The 26847-nt window shown below is 42.9% G+C and carries 29 protein-coding genes; 11 read left to right on the forward strand and 18 right to left on the reverse strand.

The window, feature by feature from the left end:
- Nucleotides 1-99 precede the first annotated feature (99 nt).
- On the reverse strand, nucleotides 100-2286 hold the full coding sequence (gene topB, locus GPA07_RS17185; RefSeq protein ID WP_157293041.1) for a DNA topoisomerase III: 2187 nt from the start codon (nucleotides 2284-2286) through the stop codon (nucleotides 100-102).
- 851 nt (nucleotides 2287-3137) lie between these two features.
- Here topB and GPA07_RS17190 point away from each other — a divergent pair.
- Complete coding sequence (locus GPA07_RS17190; RefSeq protein ID WP_008357116.1) at nucleotides 3138-3434, forward strand: DUF3817 domain-containing protein; 297 nt, start codon at nucleotides 3138-3140, stop codon at nucleotides 3432-3434.
- Nucleotides 3435-3509: 75 nt separating this feature from the next.
- On the opposite strand, the gene GPA07_RS17195 is transcribed toward GPA07_RS17190, so the two are convergent.
- Nucleotides 3510-5759, reverse strand: a complete 2250-nt coding sequence (locus GPA07_RS17195) for a hypothetical protein (RefSeq protein WP_232532072.1) — start codon at nucleotides 5757-5759, stop codon at nucleotides 3510-3512.
- Nucleotides 5760-5921: 162 nt separating this feature from the next.
- On the opposite strand from GPA07_RS17195, the gene GPA07_RS17200 reads away from it, so the two are divergent.
- Both GPA07_RS17200 and GPA07_RS17205 read left to right on the forward strand, forming a co-directional pair.
- Nucleotides 5922-6140 (forward strand): hypothetical protein, encoded by a 219-nt coding sequence (locus GPA07_RS17200; RefSeq protein WP_008357112.1) that lies wholly within the window; start codon nucleotides 5922-5924, stop codon nucleotides 6138-6140.
- A gap of 13 nt (nucleotides 6141-6153) precedes the next feature.
- Nucleotides 6154-6336 (forward strand): FeoB-associated Cys-rich membrane protein, encoded by a 183-nt coding sequence (locus GPA07_RS17205; RefSeq protein ID WP_008357110.1) that lies wholly within the window; start codon nucleotides 6154-6156, stop codon nucleotides 6334-6336.
- A 618-nt stretch (nucleotides 6337-6954) separates the two neighbouring features.
- On the opposite strand, the gene GPA07_RS17210 is transcribed toward GPA07_RS17205, so the two are convergent.
- Both GPA07_RS17210 and GPA07_RS17215 read right to left on the reverse strand, forming a co-directional pair.
- Nucleotides 6955-7404: a pyridoxamine 5'-phosphate oxidase family protein gene (locus tag GPA07_RS17210; RefSeq protein ID WP_157293043.1), complete on the reverse strand. Its 450-nt coding sequence runs from the start codon at nucleotides 7402-7404 to the stop codon at nucleotides 6955-6957.
- Nucleotides 7405-7697: 293 nt separating this feature from the next.
- A complete protein-coding gene (locus GPA07_RS17215; protein ID WP_157293044.1) occupies nucleotides 7698-8567 on the reverse strand; it encodes an SDR family oxidoreductase in 870 nt (289 codons plus the stop codon).
- A 160-nt stretch (nucleotides 8568-8727) separates the two neighbouring features.
- Here GPA07_RS17215 and GPA07_RS17220 point away from each other — a divergent pair, with 160 nt between their 5' ends.
- Nucleotides 8728-9339, forward strand: a complete 612-nt coding sequence (locus tag GPA07_RS17220) for a class I SAM-dependent methyltransferase (RefSeq protein WP_157293045.1) — start codon at nucleotides 8728-8730, stop codon at nucleotides 9337-9339.
- Nucleotides 9340-9355: 16 nt separating this feature from the next.
- Here the strand turns inward: GPA07_RS17220 and GPA07_RS17225 are convergent, their stop codons facing one another.
- The 3 genes from GPA07_RS17225 to GPA07_RS17235 form a co-directional block, all read right to left on the reverse strand.
- Nucleotides 9356-11443, reverse strand: coding sequence for a BglG family transcription antiterminator (locus tag GPA07_RS17225; RefSeq protein WP_157293046.1), 2088 nt, complete (start codon nucleotides 11441-11443; stop codon nucleotides 9356-9358).
- A 130-nt stretch (nucleotides 11444-11573) separates the two neighbouring features.
- Nucleotides 11574-12656, reverse strand: a complete 1083-nt coding sequence (locus GPA07_RS17230; protein ID WP_071168068.1) for a C45 family autoproteolytic acyltransferase/hydrolase — start codon at nucleotides 12654-12656, stop codon at nucleotides 11574-11576.
- An 86-nt stretch (nucleotides 12657-12742) separates the two neighbouring features.
- Nucleotides 12743-13375, reverse strand: a complete 633-nt coding sequence (locus GPA07_RS17235; protein ID WP_157293047.1) for a GDSL-type esterase/lipase family protein — start codon at nucleotides 13373-13375, stop codon at nucleotides 12743-12745.
- 413 nt (nucleotides 13376-13788) lie between these two features.
- Between GPA07_RS17235 and GPA07_RS17240 the strand changes: the two genes are divergently transcribed.
- Nucleotides 13789-14424: an FMN-dependent NADH-azoreductase gene (locus GPA07_RS17240; protein ID WP_008357093.1), complete on the forward strand. Its 636-nt coding sequence runs from the start codon at nucleotides 13789-13791 to the stop codon at nucleotides 14422-14424.
- 45 nt (nucleotides 14425-14469) lie between these two features.
- On the opposite strand, the gene GPA07_RS17245 is transcribed toward GPA07_RS17240, so the two are convergent.
- The 8 genes from GPA07_RS17245 to GPA07_RS17280 all read right to left on the reverse strand — a co-directional run bounded on the left by GPA07_RS17245 (nucleotide 14470) and on the right by GPA07_RS17280 (nucleotide 21187).
- Nucleotides 14470-15231 carry an IclR family transcriptional regulator gene (locus tag GPA07_RS17245; protein WP_008357091.1) on the reverse strand — a complete coding sequence of 254 codons (762 nt, stop codon included), beginning with the start codon at nucleotides 15229-15231 and terminating at the stop codon, nucleotides 14470-14472.
- A 14-nt stretch (nucleotides 15232-15245) separates the two neighbouring features.
- The gene (locus GPA07_RS17250; protein WP_157293048.1) at nucleotides 15246-16262 is read right to left on the reverse strand and encodes a 5-oxoprolinase subunit C family protein; all 1017 of its coding nucleotides are present in this window, start codon (nucleotides 16260-16262) and stop codon (nucleotides 15246-15248) included.
- The gene (pxpB, locus tag GPA07_RS17255) at nucleotides 16259-17005 is read right to left on the reverse strand and encodes a 5-oxoprolinase subunit PxpB (protein ID WP_008357087.1); all 747 of its coding nucleotides are present in this window, start codon (nucleotides 17003-17005) and stop codon (nucleotides 16259-16261) included. The genes GPA07_RS17250 and pxpB overlap by 4 nt, the downstream gene beginning before the upstream one ends.
- 19 nt (nucleotides 17006-17024) lie before the next feature.
- Nucleotides 17025-17816 carry a putative hydro-lyase gene (locus tag GPA07_RS17260; RefSeq protein ID WP_046527410.1) on the reverse strand — a complete coding sequence of 264 codons (792 nt, stop codon included), beginning with the start codon at nucleotides 17814-17816 and terminating at the stop codon, nucleotides 17025-17027.
- A gap of 4 nt (nucleotides 17817-17820) precedes the next feature.
- Nucleotides 17821-19038 carry an NRAMP family divalent metal transporter gene (locus GPA07_RS17265; protein ID WP_157293049.1) on the reverse strand — a complete coding sequence of 406 codons (1218 nt, stop codon included), beginning with the start codon at nucleotides 19036-19038 and terminating at the stop codon, nucleotides 17821-17823.
- Nucleotides 19039-19062: 24 nt separating this feature from the next.
- Entirely contained in the window at nucleotides 19063-19821 is a 759-nt protein-coding gene (locus GPA07_RS17270) for a LamB/YcsF family protein (protein ID WP_008357081.1), read from the reverse strand.
- Between the two features lie 216 nt (nucleotides 19822-20037).
- Nucleotides 20038-20817 (reverse strand): Cof-type HAD-IIB family hydrolase, encoded by a 780-nt coding sequence (locus tag GPA07_RS17275; RefSeq protein ID WP_406566825.1) that lies wholly within the window; start codon nucleotides 20815-20817, stop codon nucleotides 20038-20040.
- A 103-nt stretch (nucleotides 20818-20920) separates the two neighbouring features.
- A complete protein-coding gene (locus GPA07_RS17280; protein ID WP_008357077.1) occupies nucleotides 20921-21187 on the reverse strand; it encodes an excalibur calcium-binding domain-containing protein in 267 nt (88 codons plus the stop codon).
- A gap of 185 nt (nucleotides 21188-21372) precedes the next feature.
- Between GPA07_RS17280 and GPA07_RS17285 the strand changes: the two genes are divergently transcribed.
- From GPA07_RS17285 to GPA07_RS17310, 6 genes are all read left to right on the forward strand, one after another.
- Nucleotides 21373-21750: a VOC family protein gene (locus GPA07_RS17285; RefSeq protein WP_034738615.1), complete on the forward strand. Its 378-nt coding sequence runs from the start codon at nucleotides 21373-21375 to the stop codon at nucleotides 21748-21750.
- Nucleotides 21751-21775: 25 nt separating this feature from the next.
- Nucleotides 21776-22066 (forward strand): DUF5316 domain-containing protein, encoded by a 291-nt coding sequence (locus GPA07_RS17290; protein WP_008357074.1) that lies wholly within the window; start codon nucleotides 21776-21778, stop codon nucleotides 22064-22066.
- Between the two features lie 31 nt (nucleotides 22067-22097).
- The gene (locus tag GPA07_RS17295) at nucleotides 22098-22340 is read left to right on the forward strand and encodes a DUF2651 family protein (protein WP_157293050.1); all 243 of its coding nucleotides are present in this window, start codon (nucleotides 22098-22100) and stop codon (nucleotides 22338-22340) included.
- Between the two features lie 203 nt (nucleotides 22341-22543).
- Complete coding sequence (locus GPA07_RS17300; RefSeq protein ID WP_157293051.1) at nucleotides 22544-23008, forward strand: FMN-binding protein; 465 nt, start codon at nucleotides 22544-22546, stop codon at nucleotides 23006-23008.
- A 15-nt stretch (nucleotides 23009-23023) separates the two neighbouring features.
- Nucleotides 23024-23965, forward strand: a complete 942-nt coding sequence (locus tag GPA07_RS17305; protein ID WP_071168072.1) for an FAD:protein FMN transferase — start codon at nucleotides 23024-23026, stop codon at nucleotides 23963-23965.
- A complete protein-coding gene (locus GPA07_RS17310) occupies nucleotides 23956-24855 on the forward strand; it encodes an RnfABCDGE type electron transport complex subunit D (RefSeq protein WP_157293052.1) in 900 nt (299 codons plus the stop codon). The genes GPA07_RS17305 and GPA07_RS17310 overlap by 10 nt, the downstream gene beginning before the upstream one ends.
- A 66-nt stretch (nucleotides 24856-24921) precedes the next feature.
- On the opposite strand, the gene GPA07_RS18925 is transcribed toward GPA07_RS17310, so the two are convergent.
- The 3 genes from GPA07_RS18925 to GPA07_RS17320 all read right to left on the reverse strand — a co-directional run bounded on the left by GPA07_RS18925 (nucleotide 24922) and on the right by GPA07_RS17320 (nucleotide 26847).
- Nucleotides 24922-25365, reverse strand: coding sequence for a methyl-accepting chemotaxis protein (locus tag GPA07_RS18925; protein WP_232532073.1), 444 nt, complete (start codon nucleotides 25363-25365; stop codon nucleotides 24922-24924).
- The gene (locus GPA07_RS18930) at nucleotides 25341-25628 is read right to left on the reverse strand and encodes a cache domain-containing protein (protein ID WP_071168075.1); all 288 of its coding nucleotides are present in this window, start codon (nucleotides 25626-25628) and stop codon (nucleotides 25341-25343) included. The genes GPA07_RS18925 and GPA07_RS18930 overlap by 25 nt, the downstream gene beginning before the upstream one ends.
- A gap of 97 nt (nucleotides 25629-25725) precedes the next feature.
- Nucleotides 25726-26847, reverse strand: coding sequence for a mannitol-1-phosphate 5-dehydrogenase (locus tag GPA07_RS17320; RefSeq protein WP_008357062.1), 1122 nt, complete (start codon nucleotides 26845-26847; stop codon nucleotides 25726-25728).

The raw sequence follows: 26847 nt of genomic DNA on the forward strand, positions 1-26847 counted from the left end.
AAATTACGAGTCTTTTTGCATACATATTCCTATTTACAGAAAAATTTTATGCTAAACACTCAAAACCCCACGCGGTTTCGCATGGGGGATTTTACACAACTATTGATCTAATTTTAATTTCTTCAATTGTTCTGCTAGTGCGTTATTGATTGGTTCTTCCACTTTCTTTTGCTTCTTCATATATTTAGACACATCGTGCTTACTGGCTCGTTTTTGATTGGATTGTGATTTGCGTTTTTCGAAAACAGACAGTTTTTCTCTATGGCCGCACACACAAGCAAAGATTTTGCCATCGCCTTCTCCGCGCAGCTCAAGCTTTTTATGACAGTTCGGGCAGCGTGCATTTGTTTTCTTCGCCACATTTTTGCGGTGTCCGCATTCTCTATCCTGACAAACAAGCATGGTGCCGTTTTTCCCGTTCACTTTCAACATAAGTTTTCCGCAATCAGGACAATGAGTGCCTGTCATATTGTCATGCTTAAAGGTTTGGTTCGTCTGTTTGATTTCAGCTACGGCTTGTTTTGCATATGACTTCATTTCACTCATGAATTGAGAAGCTTTCAATTGGCCTTTCGCAATCTTAGAAAGCTTTTGTTCCCATTCCGCTGTTAATGCAGGTGACTTTAAGTCTTCAGGTACTAAAGAGAGCAACTGCTTCCCTTTCGATGTCATGAAGATGTCTTTGCCCTTTTTCTCGATTAAGAAGCTATTAAACAGTTTCTCAATGATATCGGCTCTTGTTGCCACTGTACCCAAGCCGCCCGTTTCACCAAGGGTTTTCACTAAGTCCTTTTCCTTATTCTGCATAAAGGCAGCCGGGTTCTCCATCGCAGATAACAGGGTCGCTTCATTAAAACGAGCAGGAGGTTTCGTTTCTCCTTTTGTTTCTTTCAGCGTTCTGACTTCAAAAGATTGACCTTCTGACAGTGCCGGCAGATGCTGATCTGCTTCGGCTGATTCCTCGTCTTCATAGGATTCATCATACACAGCTTTCCAGCCGGCTGATTGCACGGTTTTTCCTTTTGCCGTGAATGTTTCATCGCCTATCTTGGCAATCACCGTTGTTTCCTCGTATTCAAAAGGATTCATAAGTACAGCAAGGAATCGTTTGGCAATAAGATCATATAATTTACGCTCTTTATCACTTAATGCACCAGGATACAGCTCTTCCTCGGTTGGAATGATCGCATGGTGATCTGACACTTTTGCATCGTTGACGAAGCCTTTGTGCGCTTTCACACCTGATTGTAAAATACGGTTCACATGCTGTGCATACGGTCTGACATTCATCCCTTTTAGTCGATCTTTTAATGTAGGAACGATATCCGCTGAAATAAATCTTGAATCTGTACGCGGATATGTCACAAGCTTATGCTGCTCATACAGACGCTGAAGCGTAGACAGTGTTTCTTTCGCTGAAAAACCGTAGCGTTTATGCGCATCACGCTGCAATTCAGTCAGGTCGTACAGCCCTGGAGCAAAAGCTTTTTTCGCTGTTTTTTTCAATGCATCGATCACTGCTGGTTTTCCTTTACAGCCTGCCAAACGCTCTTTTATGACATTCTCTTGGAATGTGCGGTTTTGCTTTGTTTTGGCATCCTGCCACGTCAAGGTAAGTCCATCTACTTGTGCAGTCATTCCATAAAACGGCTTCGGCTGGAACTGCTGAATGTCTTCCTCTCGCCTTGCGATCATGGCAATCGTTGGTGTTTGCACACGTCCGCAGGATAACTGTGCATTAAACTTGGTTGTCAGCGCTCTTGTTGCGTTGATCCCTACAATCCAGTCTGCCTCTGCACGAGCCACCGCAGAGCGATACAGGTTGTCATATTCTCTGCCGTCTTTTAATCGTTTGAATCCTTCTTGGATGGCTTTGTCTGTGACAGATGAGATCCATAGTCGTTTCAGTGGCTTTTTCACATGCGCTTTTTCAAGAATCCACCTTGCGACAAGCTCCCCTTCACGTCCAGCATCTGTTGCGATGACAATGTCTTTGACATCTTTTCTCGCAAGCTGCGCTTTGACCGCTTGGAACTGTTTACCTGTCTTTTTCATCACGACAAGCTTGAGCGGCTCTGGAATAATTGGTAAATCCTCTAGACGCCAAGATTGAAATTCCTTTCCATAGCCTTCTGGATCAGCAAGTGTAACCAAATGACCAAGCGCCCACGTGACAATGTATTGATCTCCTTCTAAGAAACCATTTCCTTTTTTATGACACTTCAGTACACGTGCAAGGTCACGTCCTACTGAAGGTTTCTCTGCTAATACAACTGTTTTTGACACTAGATTTCACATCTCTTTCTTCTATCCATCCTTTTATTATAGCAGACGTGGAGATCCGGTTCTAATGGCTGAACATAAATGAGAAATGGAGCTGAAACACTAGTGTAAAGACAACACTTGAAATAGAAACATCTCTATACTGAAACGCATTCAGAAAGTCACACGAAATAAGAGCTTGTAGTGCCACTTAAGCATCGACCCGCCAAATTTTCAATCCATAATATGTTTTCCAACCATACAAAAAACACCTCTGTATTCAAAAAGGCGTTTTGGGGGCTGAAGTTTTTCGAGGCTTAAAGCTTAGCTCACAATCTTTGCAGTACAAGTAACTAACTATTCTTTCTCTGAACCCAGACAAGTAAATAAATATGATGACAAACAAAACAATTCCAAGTGTCTCTTTTATAAAAGGGATAAACACTATTCTTGTTATCAGATAAGAGATATAAAAAGAAATACCTAACATGAGAACTACCGAAACACAACCTGCACTTCTTACTCTCTTTCCCACACGATTACTATTACATCTAGGGCATCTTTTCCATTCCAAACAAACAACCTCCTTTCTGAATTTATGTAAATTTTATCATATAAACAATAATATTCCATTTTTATTTTTTAATGTTCAGAATATAGAAGGTGAAGAAAAAAGAACAAAAATATAGTATTTATGCCATAGCTCGTTTCATTGATATCAATTATTCTTTAAAATCCATCACAACAACAACTCTCCCATTTTTTAAGCATTCATTGAACATATTTTGAATTTTTCGTAGATTTCAGCATGTCCAGGCGGTCTTTCGTTTATATTAGAAGATGAGAAACTAGCTTTTATACAGGAGGATTTGTATATGCATACAAGTATTAGCCGTCTGAGACAGGCGGGTTTTATTGAGGGTATGTCTCTTTTAACCCTTCTTTTAATTGCCATGCCTCTAAAATATTTTGCGGATATTCCGATGGCAGTCACGATTGTAGGCTCTCTTCATGGCGCATTGTTTGTGATCTATATGCTTGTTTTGGCATATGTGACTTTTAAAGTTCGCTGGCATTTGAAATGGTCTATTGCTGGCTTTTTTGCGGCTTTTATTCCTTTCGGTAACTTCGCTTACGATAAGGTGCTTCGTCAATTTGATACAAAAGCTTAATCAAAAAGGGCTAAAACGATATTCGTTTTAGCCCTTAGTCTTCACGCTGAAGCGTCCTGATAAAGGAACGCTTTTTTATATTGATGCATATTTCACAATGGCTGCTTGACGCGTCATGTCGTGATATGCCACCCATAATTCATCACCAGGCAAGACGCTAGTGATTGGATCAATTGGCTGCTTCACCTCGTACAGCATGCCATTTCTCTCCACTTGAATGATTGCTAACGGCAGGTTGCCGATCACGCCAGCAAAGGAGACATTGGTTACTTTTGCACTTCCTTGTTTCTCTTGCAAGAGATCCATTTCTCTCTCTAACTCTTCTTTCTTTGTTTGGATCGTTATTTGAGTTCCTGATGTGATCTGCATATGATCAGGGATGAACTGGCTGACCGTTTTTGTGATGGACTCATCTCCGTTTGAAACCATCACATCAAGCTGAATAGGCTTTTGTTCATGGATGGCAATTGGATATTGCTTCACACGCTGGATCGTTCCTGTTAACGTCACATCTTTACCCGATCGATTCCGCACTTCATGACCATAGGCTGCCATTTTGAGCTGGCCGTTGATGTCGACGAGATCGGCTTTTTCTCCTGTTGTAAATTCAAAACCAGCGGCTTGAATCATTGGAATGATATACGTTTTCTGACCCAATTCAAATGTGAGTGATAAGACGGTGCCTCGTCCTACGGTTCCATAAGATTCTATTTTTCTTAAAACAGCGCCTTTGATGAACTTTGGCTGAATTGGCTGCGAGAAGTCAACTTCTTTTAAGAGCATTGCCCTTTTCTTCTTCGGATCATAGTGAACGACAATACGCTGGCCTGGCTGCGGTATCTGGGTGTAGGATACAACCGTTTTAACCGTCTTTTCTATGCGCTGCCCTTCATATTCAAATTGAAGCCGCATGCTGACAACAGGCTGTTCGTTGATGTAAGTGCCAGTTTCTTTAACAGACACAATATTGGCTTCTAATGTGACACTGTCCTTAATCTTGTTCTTTCTCACCCGTCTCAAAATTGGCGGCAGGAAGATCGCTAGCACAAATAATAATAGCGGGATCAAGATCCATATCGCCCAGTTAAGAATGAGCGGTCCGCCCTTCATTACATATTGCGTAAAGGTATCAACAGACGTTTGGTGGGCTGGACTGGCGTTTTCAATTGAGATGACCTTTTGCAAAGGAAATTCCTTTAGCTCTTTGCTTTTCGTCTCAAATGCACCCGTTAATTGCTTGTCAAATGAATAATAGAGCCAATCGCTCTTCACATTTTTATTGAAAGAGAGCCCTTCTCTTTGAAAAGATTCATATGAAAACGACTGCAAAAGCTTGCTGGCAGACGTCACCTTATTCGTACGATGGTTATACATATACCCCGTCAGTTTGCCTTTTGCCTCGTCCTTTGCTGTAGAGCCCGCAATGAGAACTTCTTCCTCATTGAGCTGGTACACGTACGTTTGATAAATCGGTTTTGGTGTTGGAACGACTTCTCCAATCCCTCCATCTGCTGTTACTTTCCTTGCTCTTTTTGGATATGCCGATTCTACGGCGACAGCAAAGTCCTCGGATGAGCCAATCGTTTTTTTCAGCTGCTGTTCCACTGTATCATCAATGAGACTAAACGGTTCATCCCCTTTGGATACATAGACCCCAAGCTGATGTTTTTGATTAGAAATCCCGCTGACATACGCCTTCTTGTCATTTTTCAAGGTGACTTCAAATATAGGAATAGGGGTTTGCCCTTTAAAGGAATTCATGACTGCATCAACGGAAACAGGTCTTGCTGGCAGCTTTAGCTGATTGAGCTTGTGTAAGTAAAACTGACCATTTTTCAGCTCACCGATAACCGCTTCTGCCCCTTCCGTTTCTCCTGTAAATACGAGCCTTCCATTCCATTGATATGTATTTGAACTTAAAAATGATGGCACCTGTACTCTCTTTTGAACGAGCTCTTTTCTCTCGCCATTTGGTGACAGCTTCTCGATCATCAGCTGCTCATCTTTATTTTTGAAGGCAAGTAAGAGGTTGTTTCCTTGAATGGATGGCCATATTTCGTTAAATGGGTCGCTTGATATGGTCCATCCCTTGATTCTTTTTGCTGAACGAGTGTCATACATTGCGTAATGAAGCTGCTGGTCTTTTGATACAGCACTCACCACTCGTTTTCCTTCATCAAATGTGAAGATTCGTTTGACGTCATTCTCTTTGATTTTCCCATCCGTCAAATCCTCTTGGTAATGATTCCACACCATGACACTGAGAATGATGGCTGGAAGAAAGAAGACCATATATCTCAAGAAAATTACTGGTATTCTTTTCACGTGACCGCTTCCTTTCATGAAGTTCCCTTATCTTATACGTCAGTTCAGCGAGAATGTTTCAAACGCTGGAAGAATCCCCTTTACATACCGCAAAATCCATATTTTACAGATTTGATGGTTTGCGATAAAATCCAATCAGATTCAAAAAAAGGAGTTCTCTGATTGGATAAGCTTTCGTCTTTCATTTTAGCTGCTTGGCTCCGTGTTCCACGATGGTTCAAACAATGGCTGCTCGTATCCATTACCATTTTCTTTTTTTATCTGTTTTTTGTAAAGGGGCTGACTCGTTGGCACACATTGCCGCCCGTCACCTTGGTCTCATGTATGATTGGTTCTTTCTTCATTTGGATGATGTGGTTAAAAGGTCAAAAAAACAAGTAAAAAGGAGAAAAACATGAAAGAATCCATCTTTTATTTTGCGGTCTCTTTTATTTTGCAATTTGTTTGGTTTGGGGTTGTGCATCCAGATAGAGGCGTGACACTGCTGGACATGTTCATCTTTTCTATTTTGTTTGCGGTGATGTTCTTTTTCATTCGGCGGATTTGGCGGTATCAGAAGAAAGGAAGCAGTGAGTGATCATGAAATATGCTCTATTCACTGCTGTTATCTGTGTGTTTATCATTCTATTTTTAATGTCGAATCCTTTTGAAGGGGACGCTATGCGGATTGTGTCCGCCTTGTCCCTACCTTTTTTCGGTATGATCGGTTTAGGTATTTTATTGTTTAAAACTTAAAAAGGCTGCCAAATAGATGGCAGCCTTTTCCTTACTCTTTTCATGCAAATAAATAATCAATGTTTAATCTCCGTCACGGAGTGTATGAATTAAGATTCGATCATATCAGTGTGTCATATGTGTTCCGAGTGAACCTACGTTTGAAAGTAAACGCCATGGAAGTTCTGGATAACAAGACAACGAAAGCCCTACCTCTCATTCGTCCTTACGGCTCCGAAGCCGTGCCAGTGTGAATTGTAAATCAAAACGTCTTTTTTCCATTCTTCCGCTTATATAGGGGGGCGGGAGCAGAAGGAAAAGAATAAGTTTGTTCGCTTTGACAGCGTCTCGTTCTTATCAAGTAGAAGCTCTATTGCTTCTCATTATGTCATAGAAAAAAGAAAGTTTACTTTCTTTATTTATTTGCTTATTTCAACACTTAATATCAAAATATAACACATTCCCCCTGCTTACGCAAGTGTTAAAGTGATAATTCTGCTGGTGTACGACTTCCCTCATTCATATAACGGATGGAGGTTGGGTCAATTTTCAGAATCACTAAGTTTGGATCATCTTTTCCTTTAAACCATTTCTCCATTTCCTCTGACCAAAGGCGGTCAATCAATTCTCGGTCATCTGTTAATGTAGCGGTGCCTGCAATTTCAGCATACGTATCACCAAATCCTTCGCCTGTATATCCAATGAGAATATGAACATTCGGGTTTTTTTTAATCTCATCTGCTTTATGTGTTTCTTTGCTCGTTGGTGTATATAGCGTCAGCCCGTCATGAAAAAAGGTCATGTAGCGTGTATGCGGCTGATCCTGTTCAACCGTCGCCAGCGTTCCGACCTTTTGCTCATCTAATAAGTTCAGTACCTTTTGCTCATCTAATAAGTTCAGTACCTTTTGCTTTAACTCTTCTTGTGACATGTATCTTCACTCCTTCAAATATCATCCGTACTGTTAGGTTTCCACGACAATCCATTCATTAAACAAAGAAATGTGTTTTTCATAAAAAGAGATCTTCTAGCTGATGATAAAGAAAACAGGATCAATGAAAGGGGAAGTTGAGCATGCATCATGAAACGATGTTTCATTTGGTTTCACTTGTCATTGCGGCAGCTGTTGTGGGGATTATCATCTGGTCTGTCACATCTGTGCAGAAAAATCGCAGGAAATACTAAAAACACCGCCCAACAAAAGCTGGGCGGCGGTGCTATTGATCATGTATTCATAAAGGAACCACCATTGACGTGAAGGGTCTGCCCTGTCATATAAGACGATTCATCAGAAGCAAGCAGCACATAGCAGCCGACATGCTCTACAGGCTGACCAGGTCTTCCCATTGGGGTTTCAGCCCCAAAGCTTTCCACACTGTCTTCATCAAATGTAGATGGAATGAGCGGTGTCCAAATTGGACCAGGTGCCACACCGTTCACCCGAATCCCATCTTTCACAAGCGACTGTGCCATAGAACGAGTAAAGCCGTTGATGGCCCCTTTCGTCGCTGTATAATCAATCAGCACTGCGTTGCCTCGATAAGGGTTGATAGATGTTGTATTAATGATCGAACTTCCCGGTTTTAAGTAATCAATCGCCTTTTTCGTCAAATAGAAATAAGAATAGAAGTTTGTTCTAAACGTTTGGTGAAGCTGTTCACTAGAAATATCTTGAATCCGTTCTTGCGGATGCTGTTCAGCCGCATTATTCACTAAAATATCTAATTGACCAAACGCTTCAACCGTTTTCTCTACCGCTTCCTCGCAAAAGGCTTCGTCCCCGACATCTCCTGCAATCGTTAAGCATTTGACACCTTCCTGCTCGATGCGCTTTTTCGTGTCCTCTGCATCCTCATGTTCATTTAAGTACACAATGGCGACATGTGCTCCTTCTTTGGCATATGCGACAGAAACGGCACGTCCAATTCCGCTGTCTCCACCTGTAATCAGTGCGACTTTTCCTTTTAGCTTGCCAGACCCTTGATACGACTCATCCTCAAAGATCGGCGCAGGATTCATTTCTCTTTCACTGCCTGGCTGCCGATCCTGTGTTTGGCGCGGAATGCCGTTTGTTAAGTATTCACGTAAATCCATGTGTAAGCTCCTCCTTGATTTGCGGATGTATCCTTTCATTACCACTTCACTTGTTCTTCAAACATCACGATGCCGTACAGATGCGTTTTTGAAAAACAGGTTGTCATGTTTCGAAATGGGAAAATTCGGTTACATGATCATCAAAAAGGAGCGTTTTCATATGCTGTCAACTCTCTCAAAAACCTTTAGCAGACCAAAAGGCTGGCTTGGAAGCATTGCAGGCTTCATTATGGCAACTGAAAATAAAGCATTGAATCAGTGGGCGATCCGTCACTTAGAGCTTGCTGATGGGGAACACCTGTTAGAAATTGGCTATGGCCCGGGTTACAGTATCAAACATATGCTAAGGCATTATGATGATCTTCACATTGATGGACTGGATGCCTCTTCCACCATGCAGGAGCAGGCGAAGACCCGCATTAAGAAACGATTAAAAGACGAACAGATCCGGCTGTATGTCGGGAAAATTGAAAACTCACGTTTGTCGGCAGAGCAGTACGACAAAGTGCTTTCTGTTAACAATTACACGATTTGGGATGACCCAAAGACTGGATTACTCAATCTTTATCATACCTTGAAACCTGACGGGAAAATCGTGATTGTGATGCAGCCAAGAGAAAAGGGAGCGGGCGCCAGCCGGACAACAGAAATGGGTGAAGAGATCCTGCATCATTTGGAGTTTGCTGGATTTGACCAATTTTCTATTGAGTACGAGGAAATTCGTCCTACCCTCGCTGTCTGTGTCACAGCAAAAAAGCCGAGAAGCGAATAAGCTCTCGGCCTTTTTCCTACCATTTTGCCTCTTTGACAAATTGGTAGAACAGCTGATTTAATTTCTGCTCAATGTCTTCCTTTGTTCCGTGTCCATAAAGCGCTGTGCTTTCTTCGCTTTCGATGATGGATGAACTGATCAGACTAAACATTTCAGACCCTTCTTTGCCAAGCTCTAGCGGCGCGAGCATCATGAGCATTCTTGACATGAACTGCTCTTTGCCATCCATGCTTTTGATCTCGTATGCCTCATCAAGATCATAGATATGAAAGATCGGCTTCTTGATGAACTCATGCTTTAAGTGAAAAAGAGCGAACTCGGTCCCCGGAATGCCTAGACCTCCTTGCTGTTCACGTTCAAGTAAGCCGGCCGCCACGTCGTCCGCACGGTCTACATATCCTTGGCTTTCAAGCTGACGCATCAGCTCTCGGATGGTTTCCTCATGCTGATTCATCGTGTTCTTTTTTTCAATTGTAAAATGGGACAAGATGCTGCGAATGACAGACATATAATTCGTTATCTGCTCTGCCAGCCCCATCATATCCACTGGTTCCTCCACCGATTCTTTCACAGATTCCTGCGCTCTTTTTTTCTCAATGATATACGGAATCTTGCGTTTAATATGAGACTTGACACGCATGGCGTCATCCTCGTTTAAGAGCGGACTGACCATAATGTAATCAATATGCTCATATGGGATCGGAACCGTTGATACAATCATGTCATAGCTCGCCGCGTCGATTTCCTTTAGTTCCATCAAGGAAGATAGATCGAATTTAGCGATCTCTGGCAATTCTTTTTTCAATCGTGATGCGAGCATTTTGGACGAACCGATTCCGCTTGAGCAAACGACCAATGCATGAATCTTCGTTTCTTCTTTTTTAATTTCAAGAACCGAGCCAAAGTGAAGCACGATAAAGGCAATTTCATCTTCTGGAAATTCAATCTCGGGAAAGAAGCGCTCAACCCCTTCTTCAATCGCCATGAACAGCAAAAAGTAGTCTTTTTTAATTTGTTGTTTGAGCGGATTATAAATCCGCATCTTCTCCTTTAATCGGTTCATGGCAGGTTCAAGATGAGACACGAGTCCCTCATACAATGAATCATTTTCATTTAAATGGTAGCCTGTTTTATGAGAAATAAAATCGATGAGTTTTTTCGTTCTCAGCGCAATATCCAGTTCAATCTCATCAATGCGATATTCTGCCTTAAAGCTTCGGTTTGCACTACGTAGATGGATGGTCATATATCCGACCTCTGCTTCAGGAATCTCGACATTAAACATGCGTTCTAGTGCTCTTGCGATTCGCAGTGAGGATTCAAATTCCTTCGTCCGCTTTAATTCAAGCAATTCTTCCTCTTCCATCCGAATGGTTTCGCCGATTTGAATGCGTTCGATGGCATAGGTTAAGTGAACGACGAGCGCAATATAAGCACTATCAGACAATGAGAGCGACAGTCGGTTTTTCAAATGAAAGAGTAGCCTTTCTACCTTGAGCAGCTGTCCCCTGCTGACCACTCCAAACACTTTTTCAGTCGCTTTCGTTCGATGTTTAATATTCATTTCAATCGTTTCTAAAAATAATTGAATGTCGAGCCGGTCGACAATGAGATTGCCGACAATTTTTCGTTTTGCTTCCTCCGGTCCTTTTAATTCAATGCCGTACCCGCGCTTTCGAATGAGCAGTAAACCATACGGAGCAATCCAGTCCGTCAGTTCATCTAAATCGTAGCTGATGGTCGCATTTGTGACCTGCAAGTCGGCTGCAAGTGTATATAATTTCACCGGTTCCTTTGCTTCAAGCAGTGCACACAGGATTAAGAGCTTCCGTTCATCAGAACTATATTCAATTTGATCTTCATTTGAAATGTGAGCCAGAAGCCGCTGCTTGTCTTCCTGTTCACCGACTGCCTTCAGGCCCTTCCCCGGCTGTTTATCAAGTGATAGGTTGTAACTTTTTAAAATCGGTTTAATGGATTTAAGTTCTCTATGAATGGTTCTTGTACTCACCTGAACAGAATCGGCGATCTCACGAATGGTGACATAACGATTTTGCTGAATCATATATTTGATGACTTTTTGTTCTCGTGCCGTTATGTACATGAAATGCCTCCTTCTGCTTACTAGGTCTATTGTCACAATTTAATATAAAACGCTTTCACTAAACGATGCAATCTGAAGTTGTTCTAAATTTGGCAAACGGTCTGTGACAAAATGAAAGACCTTCTCCACATCATACGTTTTTCCAAAATGACGGTCCATACTCCTTTTGATGAAATTGAACCTTTTGTTCTTGAAAAGGCAGTGAACCCCCGGCTTTTAAAGAATAAGTCGGATTGTATACGGAAGAGCCAAAGCAATAATCGATTGTGCCTTCTTCCGGACGGAACAGGACGGTTCGCATCGTCCCAAACAGCTCTTCATAATTGTGCACAGTCAGACCAGCGGGATATTCCGTCTGGAACAATTTAGCAAGAGACTCGCTTGATCGCTTTTCTTCCAAAGCCTGAATCAACAGATTGTATCTGACAACAGAGTGATGTTTGGTTAAACCTTTTGCCGTTTGATCAGCTACCGGATGATTCGTTGCTGCAATATATCCATGCTCCGGTTTTCTCACCATCTTTTGCCCATCAATCATTTCGATCACAGCCGCGTCTCCTTGCCGATCGGCGAGCATGAGGTGAACATTTGAGGCGACAGGCATTTCCTGTATCAAGCTGGCGGCTTCCTCAACCGTTTCACAGGAATCCAGAACAGCTCGAATCACGTGATATACTTGCAAGCCAGCAACGGCTGGTGGCTTTAAACCTGGTTCATTGCCAATAGGCGGTCCGCATGCAGAAAAGGTCACAGACAGACCATGCTCATTCATTCCATCAGATCTGCCAAATAAGATTAATGATGATCCTGTATGAACCGCCAAACCTTTCACATGTGTAGACACAAGGCGCATATCATCAAACAGCGGGGAAAAATCATAGTTGCGCAGCATCACTGTTTGTTGATTGTCCGTCTTGTTTCCCTGCCTCACACAATGCGAACATCCAGGCTGAAGATGTGATGAAAAGAAAAAGGTCAAATGACTTTCATTGATTTGCAGTTCCTCACAAAATCCAGCGAGCTCTTCCTCTAACTGAGGAAGATATGGGCGCAGCAGCTGCTTCGTTTCATTCACAGCCTCTTTTGCCACAGGTTCGGTTTGAAGGTAGTGTTTCTTGAGATAAGGATGCTCCTGAAGCCAGACAGCCTGCTGCTTTCCTACCTCATAAGCTGTTCCTTTCATTTCATGAAAATACGCGCTCATCTCCTGCATGCATCCACCTCTTTTATCTTCGTTTCTCTTATCATATCGAAACAGGCATTTATTTTAAAGGATGAAAAAAACTGCAATCCTATGGATCACAGCTGTTTAGCGGATTGTTGACACAAGGCTTCTGCCATGGCTTGATACCCTTTATGGTTCGGATGAAATTGATCCAACGATAAGTAATCTCTTTCATGGCCTTCAAACGCGCGGTAAACATCTACTACTTCTACATGCGGACTTGATGCGAGCAACCGAAGGTGTTGATTGTATTGCTGAAGCCACCGCTCCGCTATCGGAATGTCAGGAAAAGGATTATATAAATTCATGAGATACACGCAGTATGACTGATGCTGCCCTTTTTTGATCTGAGCGATTTCTTGAATCATCTTGCTAAAATTCGTCTGGCAATGCATAGACGCTTGCAGCAGTGTCTTTTCATCTCCACCTTCTTCATACTGCAAAACAGCTTGAACAAGATCATTCCCGCAGCCTGTAATCGTGATGATGTCAGCTTTTGCAATAGCACGTCTTACATCAGACTGCTTGAAAAGCTGCAGGATGTCTTCCGTTGTTAACCCTGATTTCGCAAAAACGGACAGCTTAACCGGCGTATGCAGCTTTTTTTCAAGCATCACCGCATACCGCTCAGCAAAACCTCCGCCAAATAAACGAGCCCCCACCCCAACCGTTAAGGAATCTCCAATCGCAACATAGGATCGTCCCACTCTTATCCCTCACTCTCTCCTGCCTTCTCTTATATATACGAAAAATCAGAACAGATGCTTGTAGCAGATGGCTTATGGGTATCCACCTTTTTTTCAAAGGCATAGGATGAGTGCATTTACAAACACTTTACTTGCGATATTGACCCATTTTTTGTTCAATGGGAGTAGGCTTTTTTGCTTAAACGACTGTTCCAACGCCTTTCAGAAAAATTTACAAACTTTTTATCTTGATTTCAAGACTTTATACCTTGACTTCAAACTATATTGTGATTACAATGAAAATATCAGTTTTTATGTAACTGTGCTTGTTACATCTTTTTCATAGCATTCCAATATGAATAAAGATGCCACATATTCAGCGTATTCTTGGGATACGCTAAAAAATACCCGAAACAGAAAGGATTGAATGAATCATGGCAAAAGTTTTATACATCACTGCACATCCGCATGATGAAACAGTTTCTTACAGTATGGCGACTGCTAAAGCATTTATCGAATCTTATAAGGAAGCAAATCCAAGTGACGAGGTTGTACATATTGATTTGTACAAAGAACATATCCCTCACATTGATGCAGATGTATTCTCTGGATGGGGCAAGCTTCAATCTGGTGCTGGCTTCGATACACTTTCAGCTGAAGAGCAAGCGAAAGTTGCTCGCCTAAACGAATTAAGCGATCAATTCGTTTCTGCTGACAAATATGTATTTGTTTCACCACTTTGGAACTTCTCATTCCCACCAGTTTTGAAAGCATACATCGACTCTGTTGCTGTAGCTGGTAAAACATTCAAATACACTGAGCAAGGTCCTGTTGGATTACTAACAGACAAAAAAGCACTACACATCCAAGCACGTGGCGGATACTACTCTGAAGGTCCTGCTGCTGAGCTTGAAGCAGGTCACCGTTACCTTGGTACAATTGCAAGCTTCTTCGGAATTCCTTCTTTCGAAGGTCTTATTGTTGAAGGTCACAATGCTGAGCCTGATAAAGCAGAGCAAATTAAAGCAGATGCAATCGAACGTGCAAAAGCTTTAGGAAAAACATTCTAATCCATCATATAAAAAAATCCAATGATCTTTACGGTCATTGGATTTTTATTGTTCAGTTGAAAAACCTAATTCTTTCGAAATGCCGCTGGCGGCTTTTTTGACCTGCTCAATTAAGTAAGGAAGCCGTTCCTTTTGATAACCCGCTTCAAATCCTGCAATGCTAATCCCTGCTGCCACTTCCCCGTGATGATTGAAAATCGGCGCTCCGATAGCTGCTGTATAGTTTTCAAGTTCTGAATAGCTTAACGTATAGCCTCGCTTATTCGATTCCTCTAGCATACTTCGCAGGACATCTTTATCCGTAATGGTCCCAATTCCGATTTTGCCAAGCTCAATGGAGTCAATATAAGCCAGTCTCTCTTTCTCTGGTAAAAAGGAAAGGATGCTTCTTGCACAGGCTCCCGCATATAATGGAGATCGCCTGCCGACTGCGGTATAAAGCCGGACAGGCTGCGTTCCTTCGATTTTTTCAACGTAAATGGCTTCATCTCCTTCACGAATAATGAGCTGTACGGCTTCCCCTACCTCATCACGCAAACTTTCCATAAAAGGCCTTGCAATTTTCCGAATATCAAGGCGATCGGCTACAAGCTGGCCGTATTCAAGAAACATCAATCCCAATCGGTAAACACCTGAAGCCTGCTTTTCTAATAGCCCCATATCGGCTAATGAGCTTGCCATGCGGTGTACAGATGTTTTCGGCATCTTGGACAGCTCAATCATGTCATTTAACGTTAATTGTTCGTGTGTGATAAAAAGCCGCAAAATCTCCATTGATTTCACAACGGTTTTATTTGTGTTTTGCATGTTCCTCACCTTTTCTAAAATGAAAATGTTTCCAGCTTTAATCGTGTGGTTAGTTCTTTCATGTCTGCCTCTTGACTAAATAAGGCCTGCTCTGCTTCCTGACGGTCGATTTGTTGAAAAGTCAGATTCGCCCCAGGCATCGCCTGTGCAATGAGCGGCAAATCGACTGTTGCCACCTCACCAATACGCGGATATCCGCCTGTTGTTTGTCGATCTGCCAGCAAAATAATCGGCTGGCCGTCAGGAGGGATTTGAATAGAGCCGAAGGCAACAGCTTCTGAAATTAATTCCAGCTTTTGTTTTAAGCGAATGGGTTCCCCCTTCAATCTGCATCCCATGCGGTCTGATTGGGGCGTGACCTGATAAGGCCGCTCAAAAAAAGCCTGCTGCGATTCTTTCTGAAAATCACATAGATGTCTGCCGGCAAGCACCCGAATCACTGGGGATTTCCGCAGCGGTAAAAAATGAGCATGGTTGACTGTCCAATCTGGCGCGCTGTATGCCCCGCGTGTCACTTTGCTTTTTAGCATTTGAAATAGGCTACTGGCTAGAGGTGATGGCTCTCCAACAGGCAAAACGTCGCCTTTTTCTAGCGGACGACCTTCTAGCCCGCCTATCCTCGCTCTCACATAGGTGCTTTTGCTCTGCATGACTGGCTCCACGTCAAATCCACCTGCTGCGGCGAGGTAGGAACGGCATCCCCTCTTACAAGGTCCAAAGGTGATCGTACTTCCTGCCCGAATGAAGAGCGGTTTCCATAGAGGGGCTTGTTCCCCATCAATATCAATCTCCACGTCAGCACCAGTCACTGCAACCAGCTGATCCTTCTGACTTGTAAACACAGGACCCGGTCCCATCAAAGTTATTTCCAGTACGGCTTCGTTTTCTTGATTCCCAGTGAGGATGTTGGCGATTCGCAGTGAGAGCGGGTCCATGCCGCCGCTCGTTAACACGCCATACTTCTGGTAGCCTTTTCTCCCTTTATCTTGAATGGTGGTGAACATTCCTGGCTTGACGACATGAATACTCAACGTTCTGCCTCCTTCATGCTGAAAAATTCCTTTTCAGACATTTGGACAAATCTAACCTCATCCCCTGCCTTCAATAGACTTGGACTCTCATCATCTGGCCGAAACAATGGCAGCGGGGTTTGTCCAATGAGCTGCCAGCCTCCTGGTGTGGAAATTGGGTAAACGCCTGTCTGCTTCCCCGCAATGCCCACAGACCCTTTTGGAATCGACATTCTTGGTGTTTCTCTGCGCGGGGCTGCAATTTTTTCAGAAAGCCCGCCTAAAAACGGAAACCCCGGGGCAAATCCAATCATATAGACAAGATACGTCCCGGCTGTGTGAATTCGCACGACTTCTTCAGGCGTTAAATCGTTGATACAGGCAACCTCTTCTAAATCAGGACCCAGCTCTCCTCCATAGCATACAGGAATATCGACGGTGCGGCGATTTGACTGAATCCCTTCCTGCCATTTGTCTTCAAGCAGTTTTTCAATATAGGCTTGGACCCATTCATACGGAGACATATCACGTTGTTGAAGCTGAGCAGATTGATACACCGTATACGGCTCATAAAATACGGTCACGTTTGTAAAGGCCTGAACAGCTTCAACATATCCGTCGAATGGATGCTGTTCAATACATGAGAACAGCTGCTTCACACGCTCATGTATGTCTTCACGTATGTCGGCCCCTGCTTGGATGACAATCGCTGCATCTCCTAGCGGGTGAAAAGTGATCGAATCTTTTATCGTTGAAAATGCCACTTTTATGACACCTCTCTTTCTACAGGACACCGAGCTTTTGATCTCTTACATCTGTGATAAACATATGACCGGGTGCATGGGTGATCGCAATGTCTGGCTTTGTGTGCATGACAATGGCTTGCGGCGTCACACCGCATGCCCAAAACACCGGGACTTCTCCTTCTTTGATCACAGATGGTTCTCCAAAGTCTGGTTGATCTACATGTTCAATGCCAATCACAGCTGGATCACCTATATGGATAGGACCGCCATGTACCGATGGGAATCTAGACGTCACCTGAACACTTCTTGTGACTTGATGCGCTGGGATCGGCCTCATACTGACAACCATCGGACCATGGAATACACCTGCCCTTTCACATGGAATGTTCGTTTGATACATTGGTACATTATGACCGTCTTCAATATGGCGGACAGGAATGTCATTCAGCATCAGTGCATGCTCAAACGTAAAGCTGCATCCGATGAGAAAGCCCACCATATCATCCTCCCAATAGGAAGAAATATCTGTTACCTCTTCTTGAAGAACCCCTTTTTTGTAAACACGATATTTAGGGAAATCCGTTCGAATATCCGCATCAGGTGCTGAACGCCTTGGCACTGGATCACCTGGGTCGAGCACATCAAGCAAAGGGCACGAAGCCGGATTCCGCTGACAAAATAAAAGAAAATCGAAGGCCAGCTCTTTTTTGACGATCATTAAGTTGGCTTGCGCAAATCCCTCAGCAAAGCCAGCCGTTGGTTCTGTGATCTTCTGCTTACGAATCAATTCCCTTATTTGTGACGGCTTATAGGTTTGATATGCTTTCATGTGATCAGCTCCATAGTTTCGGAATTTCATTCATGATGGTATATCCGCCCATAATCGCCATGATGATGACCACAAATGCACCAGCTGCTGTCAAAAAGAATGGATGACGATAATCACCGACAATCTCTTTTTTATAGGCTGCAATCAGCAATGTTCCTAGTGCAAGCGGCAAGATCAATGCATTGATCGCCCCAACCAAAATCAATATGTTCACAGGTCTTCCAATCGTGATAAAACAAATGGTCGAGAGCACAATGAATCCAACGATAATACCTCGTTGATTTTTCTCGATTTTTGGTGAGAAGGTTTTAAAGAAGGAAACGGAGGTGTATGCTGCTCCAATGACTGAGGTAATGGCAGCAGCCCACATAATAATCCCGAACATTTTATATCCGATATTCCCAGATGCTAATTGAAAAACAGAAGCAGGCGGGTTCGATGGATCAATTTGCAAGCCTTTTGCAACCACTCCTAATGTGGCCAAAAAGAGTGCTACACGCATAACCGACGTGATGAGGACACCGAATATGGAGCTTTTCGTCACTTGCGGCAAGGATTCCTTCCCCTTGATGCCAGCATCCAGCAGGCGATGACCGCCAGCAAAGACGATATAGCCGCCAACCGTTCCCCCTACAAGTGTCACAATGGATAAAATATCAATTTTCTCTGGGACGAACGTTCTCACTGCTGCTTCTCCAACAGGCGGCGCTGTTGAAATCGCCACATACAGCATGAGACCAATCATGACAAACCCGGCGATCTGCGTAAAACGATCCATCGCTTTTCCAGCTTCTTTGATGACAAAAATAAGAATGGCAATAACAGCACTGACCCCTGCGCCAATCCGTGGATCGACACCGAAAATCACCTGAAAACCTAGCCCAGCACCGGCGATATTTCCAATATTAAAGGCAAGCCCGCCGATGACGATCAAAAAGGCTAGCACATAACCGAGGCCGGGCAGCACCATATTCGCAATGTCCTGTCCTCGTTTTTCCGAGACGGCAATGATACGCCATACATTCGTTTGTGCAAAAATGTCTAACACAATGGAGATCAAAATGACAAATCCAAAGCTGGCTGCAAGCTGCTGTGTGAACACCGTTGTTTGTGTTAAAAATCCCGGTCCGATGGCGGACGTAGCCATTAAAAAGGCTGCGCCCATCAGCATAGAACGGTTCCCCTTTGATGACTGTATGTTTTTGACTTTTTCTCTTTTCATGTTGTTTCCCCCTTTGTTGACGAATTATTGAAAGGCTTTAAGTTGAATGTTGGCTTCTTTTAGCTTCGCTGTAATGGTTTTTGCAAATTGAAGTGCATGACTGCCGTCTCCGTGAATGCAAACCGTATCTGCTTTGAGCTGAATATCTTCCCCTTGAACTGTACGAACCTTTCCTTCTATGACCATACGAATAACCTGCTGCACCGCCATGTCATCTTCTTCAATCAGTGCATGAGGCTTTCGGCGCGATGTCAGTGTTCCATCTGGTTGATATGTTCGATCAGAAAAAACTTCATGTGCCACTTGAAGGCCGATTCTTTCCCCTGCTGACGCAAGTTCACTGCCTGACAGCGCAAATAACACAAGATTCGGATTTACATCATATACAGCCTTCGCAATATATTCAGATAATTCAGTATTTTCGGCCGCCATGTTGTAGAGGGCACCGTGTGGTTTGACGTGCTGCATCGTGCCGCCTTCTGCTTTTAGAAAGGCTGATAGCGCACCAATTTGATAGATGACGAGATCATAGGCTTCGTCTGGCGAGATGGCCATTGGACGTCTGCCAAAGCCGGCTAAATCCTGCAAGCCTGGATGCGCACCGATTTGAACCCCTTTATCCAGCGCCATTCTGACCGTCTTTCTCATGACCGTTGGATCTCCCGCATGAAAACCGCAAGCAATGTTGGCTGAGGTGACATATTCAAGAATTTGTTCATCTGAACCGATTGTGTATGGACCAAAGCTTTCTCCCAAATCACAATTGATATCCACTTGATACATAGGAACCCTCCTTATCGTTCCGAAAAACGGAATCAAAAGTCCGAATATTCGAATTTATATTGATTATATCAGCTTTGGACACACTTCACATTAAATTGTCAGAAAACATAACCATAGAACTAGGAGAAAACAAAAAGGCGAGAGGGAATGTCCTCTCGCTTTTTTCTAATGGTTATGAAGATGTTTGATGAAATGCATCCATTTCATCCTTCTCCTCTATTTAGACAGCACCCAATGTTGTATAGCTTTTGCTACACCGTGCTCGGTATGAGGAGCGGTAATCCAATCAGCGGCTTCTTTCACGACTTCTTGTGCATTCCCCATCGCAATGCCTAATCCGGCTTCTTGAATCATGGCCATATCATTTAGGCTGTCGCCAAGTGACATGACGTTATCCATTGTACAGCCAATTCGTTCTGCTACTTTCGCAAGAGCCGCAGCTTTGTTAATACCTGCCGCATTGACTTCGATATTGGTTGGACTTGAATTTGTAATCTCTAGATGCTCATTTGTTTTCAATGTATTGAGTACTTCCTCACGAACGTCATCGTCATGAATATCAAAGCCGAATTTCAACCATTCGTGGTCATGAATGCGTTCTGGAAATTCACCTCTCCACACCTTATCCACAGTGGAAGCCCAGTAATCGGTTTCGTACCTGTTTTTTAAATCCCACATCATTTGAACGTGATCGGGATGCAGCAGTTCTCGTTCAATCAGCTGGAAATTCGAATCCCAAATTTCACTTCCGTTGGCTGTCACAAGATAGGAAGAAAGCTGAAGCGGCTCGACCAGCTCTCGGCATGTCATCAGCGTACGCCCTGTGCTAATCACCACATGAACCCCTTTTGCTTCTGCTTCTTTAATGGCTTGTTTATTTTCCTCAGGAATGACGTGCTCACTGTTTAACAGCGTGCCATCCATATCAATGGCAATCAATCGGATGTCTTTCTTATCAGCTTGTGTTGACAAATTGAGTACCCCACTTTGTATCATTTTTTGAATCTACCTTTATTTTAATATAAAGACGAAGATGGCACAAAGGAACGAGTTTGATCCCATAGAAAAAAGACCCTGTCACAGGTCTTTTCATATCTTCTTAGCGTTCACACGCAATGCCGTCTTTATCGCGGTCAAGGTGTTTATTTTTTAGGTAAAGCGCTTTTGATGCATAAGGCTTGTACCTTGTTTTTCCACCTTTGTTTTTCGTATTTTTGCTGATCGCCACTCCGCCTTTATAAACCTTGTTGAGCGCTTTGCAGTTTTTGTACTTGACTGTCTTTGCATCCGCTGTGTGCGTGTCGACTTGTGTAAAGCTAAGTAAAAGACCTAAAGACAAGACAGCCACCATGATTTTTTTCAACATACAGATTTCCCCCTATTTTTTCTCATTTTACATTTTTATCATATGACACCACATTTTGTTTTTCAAGACGATTGATCTAAAAATATTGATTTTTTTGGAATAAAACAAACCTTATTTCCTATGTGGTAAAATTGGTGGGAAACCTTTCCGGTTTTGACACGTATATGAAGAAAGGAGCTTTTCACATGAAAATGAAATATACCATTCTATATGTACATGATGTTGAAGCGAGTATTCATTTCTACCATCATGTACTTGGTTTCCCTATTAAATTAAGAGTTGAATCCTATGTTGAATTCGATACAGGAGAAGTGACCTTATCCATTAATTCACGCCAAGATGTGAAAGATGCCCTTGGGTTGCCCGTTCCAGATGCGAATAGCTCGTCTCAAACGTTTGAGATTGGCTTTGTTGTGGATGACGTGGATCAAACGATTGCATTCATGAAAGAAAAAGGGGTACCTGTCGTGAAAGAACCGGCAAAGAAACCATGGGGGCAAACGGTCGCTTATGTGTCTGATCCTGATGGTCATTTCATTGAAATATGTGATGCGATCTCCTAATACTCGATCGAAGGAGTGAAGCGTAATGAGAAAAAAAGCTTTTTATGCTGGTGTTGGCTCAATGATTGTCATTTGCAGTATGTCCTTCCTTCTACAGCACCACGAATGGATTGGGTGGGTCAGTGGAGGAATCTCTATTATTGGAATCGTTGTATCTGGTTTCTTAATGGGGGCATGGACAAATGGTGAAGAAACGCGAGCAGCCTATCACACTGAAACAAAAGAGCACCGCATGCGGCGTCTTGATACGGCTTTTCTTTTTATCATCTTTGCCCTTCCGCATATGGCTGCGGCGGTCTTATATGTTTTGATGTAAATCATGAATGTCATGAAAAGGAGATATCCATATGGCTATTTTTGTATTATTCATTGTATTCGGCTTTCCCATTATCTCTGGGCTGATTGGTACTTTCGGCACGTTGCTTTTGAAAAACGTTTGGATTCCTACTTTGATTGTACTGTTAGCGAGTGTGACCCTGATGTTCACTTATATTGGTGGAAATGAATCCTTTTTCATTTGGGTCATCATCTACACAGTCTGTGCGTTTCTCGCTGGATTGGTGACAAAGCAATTGAGAACTATTTCATAAATACAACACCATTTTATCTATAACCATCATAGGCTTCACCTTTCAAGGCTGTTGAGAGAATCTCGACAGTCTTTTCTGTAATTTGTGGCCGCTTTCTTTCGATTCTACATCCAGGTGCACATTATCTAAAAAGTTCTTTTCTTGTTCATGGTTTGTTCAAACTTCTTCTATAAAGTAGACAATAATAGGAGGTAGAAAACATCATGGCAAAAATGAATAAGAAAATGATTAGTCTCTGCACCGCAGCCATCAGCAGCTTATACATCACTGGTTATGCAGCTACCCATCACGCCCAAGCCGTTCAGACAACACAATCAAATACACAAGAAGACGCTTCTTCAAACAATACATCTAGCACATCAGCTACTCTTACAACTCAAACAGAAGATACCAGCTCAGAATCTGAGCTCCAAGACGGGACTTATTCAGGAACTGGATCAAATGAAATTGGATCTATTAGCGTATCCGTTACGATCAAGCAAGGAGCCATCACTGCTGTAGAAATTACTAGTGATAACACAAGATATGGGCAAAGCTCCATTTCATCATTACCTAATCAAGTGGTCATCAGACAAAGCGCTGATGTAGATACAGTAAGTGGTGCAACATTAAGTACACAGGATTTTGAAACAGCAGTAGCTCAGGCATTAGAGCAGGCCAAGGCTTAGAGAGGAGACTTCATCATGAAACAGTTAAAACGACAAAAACTGACGACTATTCAAAAGTCCATGCTAGCGATGGGAACTGTCATCGATATTCAAGTGGTTGCGTATGAAAAAGATAGACAAGCCGTTTTAGCAGATATGGACCGTGCCTTTTCACTTTTTTATGAAATCGAGCGTAAATTTAGCCGTTTCAGATCCGATTCTGAAGTGATGAATTTGTCAAATCAGCCCCGCCAAGAGGTATTTGTCAGTGAAATGCTCTTTGATTTGACAGCCTATGCGCTAGAGTTAGCTGAGTTAACAAATGGCAGGTATGATCCCACCATCGGAAAAGTAATGGAAGAAAAAGGATTCAATCGCATGTACATGACAGGACAAACCTATACGTCACACGTGCCAGATGCCTCCGTTCATTATCGTGACATCAAGTTAAACGAAGAGAATCGAACAATCTACTTGGAAAAGCCGCTCATTCTCGACTTCGGTTCCATTGCAAAAGGATTTGCGTGTGACCTGGCAGCAAAAGAGCTTGAAGCATGGGAAGGCTTTATGATGAATGCTGGGGGGGATGTATTGGTATCTGGTTTTAATGAATACCAAGAGGAATGGTCTATTGGCATTCGTCATCCCATTCAGAAGCAGACCAATATGATGGTCATTCAAACAACAAATTGTGCGATTTGTACATCAGGAAGCTATGAACGAATCAGCCGTGATGACCCTCATACGCACCATTTAATTCACCCTCAAACCAAGCTGTCTGAAAAAAGTTTATTAAGCTGTACGGTCATTGCACCACTTGGAATGCTTGCTGATAGTCTTTCAACAGCCGCCTTTATATTAGGCGAGAAAGAAGGTTATGCTTTTTTAACTGAAAATGAGTTGCCTGCCGTCATGATAAATAAACATGTCGATATCACCACAACACCGGAGATGAAGGAGGTTCAATCATGGAATTAAACCCATCACAAATAGCAAAAGCACCACCTGTCACAGATCAAAAGATCATCAAACAGTCGGCATCACCTCCATCTCGTCCACTAAAGGCTTACATTCGAACACCGAAACGCTATGCCATTGTTATGCTTCTGTTTTCCCTGTTGATTGGAAGTCTTCATACAGGATTTCTAAGTGGCATCACCACCGTTGCCACAACCATTGGAACAGCTATGCTTCTCGATACTTTGATTTCAAGATTGATTTGGAAAAATAAAAAGCAAACATTCCCTGATGGCGCTCTGCTGACAGGGCTGATCATTGGGCTTGTCCTCAGTCCAGCCACTTCATTTGCTATATCGGTTTTCACAGCCGCAGCAGCCATTTTATCTAAGCATTTCATCACTTATCAAAAGAAACCGATTTTGAATCCAGCCGCATTCGGTCTATGGCTCTCGGTCATTTTATTTTCTTCGAATCAAAGCTGGTGGGGCGGCATGTCTCTACTCCCTTGGTGGACCATATTACTTGTGGTAGCCGGCGGCTATTTGGTCACAAACCGCGTACAAAAATTCCCGCAAGTTTTCGCCTTTTTAGCAACATACGGTCTCATTCACCTTATATTTGGATTTATCGGCTTAGCGGATGCTTCATCTGCCTTTATTACGCCCTATCTGAACGCTGTCTTGTTTCTTGCATTCTTCATGCTGACTGATCCACCCACATCCCCAGCAAAGAATCGAGATCAAATCATCTTTGGCATTCTCTGTGCGGTTGTATCGTGTGTGGACTTCTATTTATTTAACAGCTTATCCTACTTACTCACAGGGCTGCTATGTGCAAATGCTTGGAAAGCTTGGCGTGCATTTCAAACACAACAAAAACGACAGGCGAAACGTGCAAAGACCGTATAAATTCTTGCTCACATAGCTAAAAAACGAACCCCCAATCGAAGGTTCGTTTTTTTTTTTTGTGCTCCATTAAAGCCGATAACGCGCAATATCCTGATTTAATCGCATACTCAACTCATTGAGTCTTTCTGCTGCCTTCGCCACATTGGAGATCGCTGTGACTTGTTCGTCTGTAGATGCTGTTATTTCTTCAATAGCGGCGGCATTTTCTTGAGAAATATTGACGACACCGTGCATCGCTTTTGTGATCAGATCGTTTTGCTCCAGCAATGCATTCAGCTCTTTTGTCATTGCATTCGTTTCAACGATGGTTTGTGAAATCGATGTAGAGATGGTATTAAATTCTTGTTCTGTTGCGTGAACAGCCTCATCTAACTCGGCAAAACGCTCCATTGTGCTCGACATGATGCCGGCTGTTGCCGTCGTTTCCTCTTTAATGTCCTGAATCATCTGCTGTATTTGGACTGCTGACTGTTTGGTCTGCTCAGCTAAATTCCGCACTTCACTCGCCACAACTGAGAAGCCTTTGCCATGCTCTCCTGCGCCTGTTCAAGCGTCAATTCTTTTTTCTCCACACGATCATTCAATTGTTCAAGTGTGGCCATCGCTCCACTGACGATGTGTTTTAAATCTGCTTTTCCCGAATCAATTAATACATTCTTCGCTAATAAATACCCTGTTGTGCCAACAAGTCCGCCTGTTAAAATGGTGATGACGATAATGGCCGACGTTAATTGAAAAAAGACACCTCTCGAAGAAAACACTTTCTTTCCCATGTTCTATTCCCCCTTACTTTCATATATCGTCAAACGGGGAAAAGTATTGAAAAAGTCATAAAAAACCCCTTTCACATGATGGAAAGGGATTTTCTAATTATAGAACTGTTTCCTTGAGAATAGATTGATAAAGTTCGTCTTTAGGCTGTAGTCCACATACTTCTTGGAGCACACCTTCAACGCCTTTTTCTTTCCTTAATGCCTGCAGACGAACAGCTTCTTCGTCTTCTGCAAAATCGTATGCCAAAGCTGCGGCAATGCCTTTGATTAAGTAGACAGGCTGTTTGATTTTTTTCGCTGGACCGATCAAGCGGTCATCTGCACCTAGCTTTCTAAGCGGAGAGCGTGCGACACGAGTCACTTCGTCGGAAATAAAAGCATTCTCAAATCGTTTGATGATTTTTTGAATATACGCATCATGCTCTTCCTGTTGAAAGCCATATGTGTCAATTAAATAGCTGCCCGTTTCATGAAGGGCCCCTTCGACAACTTGGCGAATCTCTGGTGTGTCGACAGCTTCTTTGATCGTCTGAACGCCCTGCTGATAACCGACGTATGCAGCTAGGGCATGTCCTGTGTTGACAGTGAAGAGCTTCCGCTCAATATATGGCGTCAAATCTTGTACAAAGGTTGCTCCGTCAATTTTAGGAACTTCTCCCACAAAACCAGTCTCATCAATGACCCACTCGAAAAATGGCTCAACTGACACTTTGAGAATGTCCTCATGATGCTGAATCGGAACAATTCGATCAACAGCAGCGTTTGGAAAACCCACTGTTTGCGATATCGCTTCTTGTTCATCTGATGTCAAATAGGAAAAAACAGCTTCTTTTAAATGAGAGCTGCCCCCAATCATGTTCTCACAGGCCACAATGTTGATGAGATGGTCAGGCTTTTTTTGTTTTAGCCCTTCAGCAATAGATGAAGCAATGATCTTCAATACAGCTGGTCCAACGGCTGTCGTAATCAAATTAGCTGTGGCAACAGCCTCTGTTAATGCCGCTGGGTTTTGCGAGGAATGGATTGCTGACACAGGACCTACCACTTCTTGTTTCTGCCCTGGTGCTGCGAGTTCAACCGTGTATTCTCCTCTTTCATTCAACTCGTTGATGACCGCTTCATTTACATCCGTAAACACAAGCTCAAAGCCTGATGCTTTTAACAAAGACCCAATAAATCCTCTGCCGATATTCCCTGCTCCAAAATGAAGTGCCTTCAT

Source organism: Bacillus sp. ms-22 (assembly GCF_009759805.1).
Classification (GTDB): Bacteria; Bacillota; Bacilli; order Bacillales; family Bacillaceae; genus Bacillus; species Bacillus xiamenensis.

Coding starts and splice junctions, on each gene's coding strand:
- GPA07_RS17190 (WP_008357116.1), top strand. CDS start 3,138: ATGCATACAAGTATTAGCCGTCTGAGACAGGCGGGTTTTATTGAGGGT.
- GPA07_RS17205 (WP_008357110.1), top strand. CDS start 6,154: ATGAAAGAATCCATCTTTTATTTTGCGGTCTCTTTTATTTTGCAATTT.
- GPA07_RS17210 (WP_157293043.1), bottom strand. CDS start 7,404: ATGTCACAAGAAGAGTTAAAGCAAAAGGTACTGAACTTATTAGATGAG.
- GPA07_RS17215 (WP_157293044.1), bottom strand. CDS start 8,567: ATGGATTTACGTGAATACTTAACAAACGGCATTCCGCGCCAAACACAG.
- GPA07_RS17220 (WP_157293045.1), top strand. CDS start 8,728: ATGCTGTCAACTCTCTCAAAAACCTTTAGCAGACCAAAAGGCTGGCTT.
- GPA07_RS17225 (WP_157293046.1), bottom strand. CDS start 11,443: ATGTACATAACGGCACGAGAACAAAAAGTCATCAAATATATGATTCAG.
- GPA07_RS17230 (WP_071168068.1), bottom strand. CDS start 12,656: ATGCAGGAGATGAGCGCGTATTTTCATGAAATGAAAGGAACAGCTTAT.
- GPA07_RS17240 (WP_008357093.1), top strand. CDS start 13,789: ATGGCAAAAGTTTTATACATCACTGCACATCCGCATGATGAAACAGTT.
- GPA07_RS17245 (WP_008357091.1), bottom strand. CDS start 15,231: ATGCAAAACACAAATAAAACCGTTGTGAAATCAATGGAGATTTTGCGG.
- GPA07_RS17260 (WP_046527410.1), bottom strand. CDS start 17,816: ATGAAAGCATATCAAACCTATAAGCCGTCACAAATAAGGGAATTGATT.
- GPA07_RS17265 (WP_157293049.1), bottom strand. CDS start 19,038: ATGAAAAGAGAAAAAGTCAAAAACATACAGTCATCAAAGGGGAACCGT.
- GPA07_RS17270 (WP_008357081.1), bottom strand. CDS start 19,821: ATGTATCAAGTGGATATCAATTGTGATTTGGGAGAAAGCTTTGGTCCA.
- GPA07_RS17275 (WP_406566825.1), bottom strand. CDS start 20,817: ATGATACAAAGTGGGGTACTCAATTTGTCAACACAAGCTGATAAGAAA.
- GPA07_RS17280 (WP_008357077.1), bottom strand. CDS start 21,187: ATGTTGAAAAAAATCATGGTGGCTGTCTTGTCTTTAGGTCTTTTACTT.
- GPA07_RS17285 (WP_034738615.1), top strand. CDS start 21,373: ATGAAAATGAAATATACCATTCTATATGTACATGATGTTGAAGCGAGT.
- GPA07_RS17290 (WP_008357074.1), top strand. CDS start 21,776: ATGAGAAAAAAAGCTTTTTATGCTGGTGTTGGCTCAATGATTGTCATT.
- GPA07_RS17295 (WP_157293050.1), top strand. CDS start 22,098: ATGGCTATTTTTGTATTATTCATTGTATTCGGCTTTCCCATTATCTCT.
- GPA07_RS17300 (WP_157293051.1), top strand. CDS start 22,544: ATGGCAAAAATGAATAAGAAAATGATTAGTCTCTGCACCGCAGCCATC.
- GPA07_RS17305 (WP_071168072.1), top strand. CDS start 23,024: ATGAAACAGTTAAAACGACAAAAACTGACGACTATTCAAAAGTCCATG.
- GPA07_RS17310 (WP_157293052.1), top strand. CDS start 23,956: ATGGAATTAAACCCATCACAAATAGCAAAAGCACCACCTGTCACAGAT.
- GPA07_RS18930 (WP_071168075.1), bottom strand. CDS start 25,628: ATGGGAAAGAAAGTGTTTTCTTCGAGAGGTGTCTTTTTTCAATTAACG.
- GPA07_RS17320 (WP_008357062.1), bottom strand. CDS start 26,847: ATGAAGGCACTTCATTTTGGAGCAGGGAATATCGGCAGAGGATTTATT.